We start from the raw sequence: 4,413 nt of genomic DNA on the forward strand, positions 1-4,413 counted from the left end.
CTCCGCGCCCAGCGGGCCCTCATATCGCGAGGAGGACTACGCGCGCTGCTTCTTCACCGTGCGCGCCCCCACTCCTACGAGGAAGAGCAGGGTCGCCGCAGCGGCCGCGAGGGCGGATGCCCCGCCCGTCGAGGCAAGTGCGCTCGCGCTCTTCCCCGGGCTCTGCGGAGCCGCGGGCAGGACGGCCGAAGCGGCGACGGCCCGCGCCGGCTTCGCACTCACCTCGAAGGAGGCTTCAGCGGTGTGCCCGTTCTCGATCGAGGCGACGACTCGGTGCGCACCGGCGGAGAAGCCCTCCGGCACGCTCCAGCGCAGGGTGGCCGTCCCGTCCGCCCCGACGCGGGCCGTACCCACGACGAGGTCTTCGGAGTGAATGGCGAAGGTGACGTCCTGTCCGACCGCGAAGCCCGTCGCGGTGAAGGAGATGGCCGATCCGGCTTCGACGCTCGGCTCCGAGGGCGCCACGGCGCGTTCGGGCATCGGCACCGCCTCGGGCTCGCCGTAGGGGGAGTCGTCGCAAACATCGCCGATTCCGTCGGCGTCGGCGTCGGCTTGATCCTCATTACGGTCGGCGGGGCAGTTGTCGATCGCGTCATCGACCGAGTCCCCGTCCCGGGTGACGACGAGCGGCATCTCGGCCGTCGCGGTCCTCCCGTATTCGTCGGTGACCCGCAGGGTGACGTTCGCAGTGATCGGAGCGTCGAAGCGCGCCGAATGGATCGGGTTCGCGGCGATTCCGTTCTCCGCGCGGGTGACGGCGTCGAAGACCCCATCGCCGTCGACGTCCCATTCGTAGGAGACGAGTTGGCCTTCGGCTGCGAAGGAGCCGGAGGCGTCGAATTCGACGTCCTCGCCGATGCTCGCGGGATCGATGGTGGAGATGCGGGCCGTCGGCGCTTCGACGATGAGGGGTTTGAGAGTCCGCGCCGTGGTGACGTGCCCGCCGGTGTTGAGCGCTAGGTCCTTCACCGAGGCGTCGACGCTGTCGTCGGGGTCGATGACGAGGACCTCGGCGACATCGGCGGTGAATGCGTTGCGCAGGAGCCTGTCCCAGTCGGGGGTCTCGCCTTCGGGGGCCTCGGCGTCCCCGAGGAGGATGACGACCTTACGGGCGCCGGCCTTCCATTCGCTTTGGAGGGCGGTGTCGAGGGCTTTGTAGGTGGAGGGGCCGCCGCCCTTCTCGCCTCCCGTCGCCACTGCGCTCAGTGAGGACGTCAGGGCCTCGGGACTGTCGAAGAAGACGCCGTTCTTCGTCACCGAAGTCTTCGGATCAGCGGCGTTGCGGTAGGTGATGAGGCCGAATCGAGCGGACTTGCCGCCCTCGGCCGCCTTTAGCGAGACCTCGGAGGTGATGCGCGCGATCTGCTTCTTCAGATCGGCGAGGGAGTCGGCGGTGTCGAGGGAGTCCTCGAGGGCGAAGACGAGGTCGATGTCGCGCGAGAATGCGCGCGTCGTGCGGACGGAGGCGGGGATGCCGACCTCGCGTTGGAGGAGTTTGCCGATCTCCTCATGCCCGGTGATGTTCGGGTGGTACCAGTAGGCGGGGGTCGTGATGGCGCTCTCGGACCGGGTTTTGCCGTCGGAGCCGGTCTTGCCCTCGGTTTCCAGGAACTCGTTGAGCCAGCGGTAGTCGTTGCGCTTGGTCGTATCCGGATCCGGTTCGTGCCCGGCGAAGAGCACCTCGACGGGGACGTAGGTGAGTCCGACGTCGTTGTGCTCGGCGCGATTCCATTCATCGACGAGTTGCTGCTGACGCGCCGTCGCCTGCTGGCCGAATGCGCGGATCTCATGGGCCGCCGGATAGGGCGCGCCCCAGAAGAACCAGGATTTCATCTGCCACGAGGTCTCGATGGAGAGCAGGGGGTAGCCGACGAGGACGATCTGCGCTCCGGGGCGGATCTTCGCGGCGACTTGCGCCAGGAGGTCCTGCGTCCGCTGAACGACCGAGGGGAACACCTCTTTCGCCTTGCTCATCGCGCCCTTGCACTTGTCGATCGTCGCGACGAAGGGGATGTTCGTGAAGCATGAGGTCACGATGTTCGCGAATTCGACGTCGTTCCCGCCCGCGGTGAGCATGACGACGTCCGACTCGGGGTCGAGGGCGGGCAGCTGCGTGTTGACGACGTCGTTGATGACGGCGCCCGAGAAGGCGTAGTTGCGGATCGTCGTGTGAACGCCCTGTCGGTTCAGCCAGTTCGAGTAGGTGTGCCCCCAGTTGCGGGTGGAGCGCAGGCTGTCCTTGGGCCCGTAGTAGGAGCCGGCGCCGTTGCCGGCGGTGTAGGAGTCCCCGATGAGGGACAGGGTGAGGTACTTCCCCGTGTCATCGGCCTGCGCCGCGGGGGCGAGCACCGCGAGGGCGACGAGCGCAGCGGTCATGCCGCCCAAGAGTTTTCTGAAAAGTGGTTTCATCTTTAGAGGTATTGCATGCGAACGCGGAGGACGCCCGACTCGGTGTCGGCGCGATCGGCTTCGCCGCTCATCCTTTCTGAACTCTTCGGCTCCGCCCCTTGCGGGGCTGAGACCGTCATGAACAGGGTCAATCCCTCGGCGTCGATACGGCGCGCGCACCAGAGAAGATCCGGCATGCACTCCTCGTCGATCGCCCATCCCGCCCTCGTCGCCTTGGCCCGCAGTTGATGCGAGAGGCCGTCGGCCGTGGCAGGGGCTCCGGATCCGGGGGACGGGGCGATCTCCACTTCGACCCATTGGGGGCGAGGCTTGCCCAGAAGGGCCCGATGCGGTGAGCGATCAACGACGCGGCTGGCCAGCCCTTCATCGGGGGCGATCACCTCCTGGCTGGACAGGCGGGCGAGCTCGTCCGATGTCCCCCAGTACCCTTCGCGACGGCCCCAGTCCCATGCGCCGTAGATCCCGGCCAGAGCGAGGCAGGCGCTGACCACTGCGATGAGCGGCATCGCCCTCACAGCCCGTCGTCCCTCACCCATGGCGCGCGGCTCACCGAGGGCGTTCCGCCGCGGCGAAAGGGGTATTCATCGTGTACGGCATGGGATCCACCTTTGTCGTGCCGGGCGAAGGACTCGGCGTGCGCCGCACACCGATACGCCATTCCTAACACGTCCATCGTGCGCGGCGTCGGCACTTCCCCAACTTCTTCAATATTTGGATTATTTGACGGGGAACACGTTATCACCCCGCCTCCCCCATCCGATGGGCTCAGCACCGAGATCTGGGACTCCGAGCCGCAGAAGGCAAGAAGTCGCCACCTGCGCAGAGGGCCCGCGCGGAGGAGCAACCCGAAGCCGGAGCCCAGACGGGCACGAGGGCGCCCGGAGCATCTTCGATGAGCACCGCCGGCGGCCGAGGGCGGTGAAACACTTCGGCCCGGCGCCACTCATTCGCGTGACGCCGGGCCGGACCGGGGCGGAGGATGGGGGATTCGAACCCCCGAGGGCTTGCACCCAACACGCTTTCCAAGCGTGCGCCATAGGCCACTAGGCGAATCCTCCAGCACGCACCGAAGTGCGCTCGACCATCCTAAACGCTAGGGGCGCCAAAACGCTAACCAGCGGCGGGCGGCGGAGCATGGGGTGCCTCACGCCGCTCCGACTCAAGAAGCGGAGCGATAGCGGTTCACGAAGTTCGCCACGACCCTGCCCGCCTGATGGCGCCCCCTGCCCTCTCGACCGATCACGACGAGGTAGTCGACATCATCGGTCCCCGGATAGCCCGCATCCTCCCAGCGCTGAAGGGCGTCCGAGATGAGGTCCGAGTCCAACTCGGGGTTGAACTGCGTCGCGTAGAAGTTCTCGGCGAACTTCACGATCTGCGCCGGGCAGGTGATCGACTTGGCGAGCACAGTCGCACCGGCGGGGAGCGAGGAGGCGGCCTCGCGATGATTGACGAAGGTGGGGAAGGTCCGCGGGAAGTCCTCGAGGAGCGGGTCCGCGATGCCATCGGCGGTCAGGAGGATCTCGACGAGCTGCGACTCCTCCGCGCATTCCGTCGACATGCTCCCCCCCATGAGGACGGTGGCGATCTCCGTGCCGTATCCGGTCGTCAGGCAGGGCGCACCCGCTTCGAGGATGTCTGCGAGGAGGTGGCGCAGCTCCGTCTCGACCCTGCGCTGCGAGGGCGTCTTGAAGTCGTCGAGCGTCGTCGCGCCGAAGGGCGAGCCCGCGACGATGATCCCCGAATAGGCCCGCACATCGATCTCCGGCAGGCCGAGCATGTCGAGCCTGACCTGCTCGAGCTCCTGCTCCTCGAGACCCGAGACGCTCAAGAAGGCGGAGTACTCCGCCTCGATCGCCTCTTCCTCAGGACGAGTAGAAACCAAGAGAAAGGATGTCATGTCTCAAGTCTAAGTAAAGTCGACTCGAGGGGTCGGGCGTTCCGCCAAATGGCGCTCCGCCCTCGTCGATTCGGACGAGGGCGGAGCGCGAGGACGAGGACAAC

General features: G+C 67.0%; 3 protein-coding genes and 1 tRNA gene. All 4 read right to left on the bottom strand.

Annotated elements, in window-relative coordinates:
- Positions 1-36: 36 nt before the first annotated feature.
- On the bottom strand, positions 37-2,376 hold the full coding sequence (locus ACQY7V_RS05675; protein ID WP_428639291.1) for a GDSL-type esterase/lipase family protein: 2,340 nt from the start codon (positions 2,374-2,376) through the stop codon (positions 37-39).
- 35 nt (positions 2,377-2,411) lie between these two features.
- Positions 2,412-2,915 carry a hypothetical protein gene (locus ACQY7V_RS05680; protein ID WP_428639293.1) on the bottom strand — a complete coding sequence of 168 codons (504 nt, stop codon included), beginning with the start codon at positions 2,913-2,915 and terminating at the stop codon, positions 2,412-2,414.
- Positions 2,916-3,382: 467 nt separating this feature from the next.
- Positions 3,383-3,467 (bottom strand) — tRNA-Ser (locus tag ACQY7V_RS05685).
- Between the two features lie 101 nt (positions 3,468-3,568).
- Positions 3,569-4,309: a glutamine amidotransferase-related protein gene (locus tag ACQY7V_RS05690; protein ID WP_303774379.1), complete on the bottom strand. Its 741-nt coding sequence runs from the start codon at positions 4,307-4,309 to the stop codon at positions 3,569-3,571.
- Positions 4,310-4,413: the final 104 nt, after the last annotated feature.

This window comes from Schaalia sp., from assembly GCF_050312375.1.
Lineage (GTDB): Bacteria > Actinomycetota > Actinomycetes > Actinomycetales > Actinomycetaceae > Pauljensenia > Pauljensenia hyovaginalis.

Coding starts and splice junctions, on each gene's coding strand:
- ACQY7V_RS05675 (WP_428639291.1), bottom strand. CDS start 2,376: ATGACCGCTGCGCTCGTCGCCCTCGCGGTGCTCGCCCCCGCGGCGCAG.
- ACQY7V_RS05680 (WP_428639293.1), bottom strand. CDS start 2,915: ATGCCGCTCATCGCAGTGGTCAGCGCCTGCCTCGCTCTGGCCGGGATC.
- ACQY7V_RS05690 (WP_303774379.1), bottom strand. CDS start 4,309: ATGACATCCTTTCTCTTGGTTTCTACTCGTCCTGAGGAAGAGGCGATC.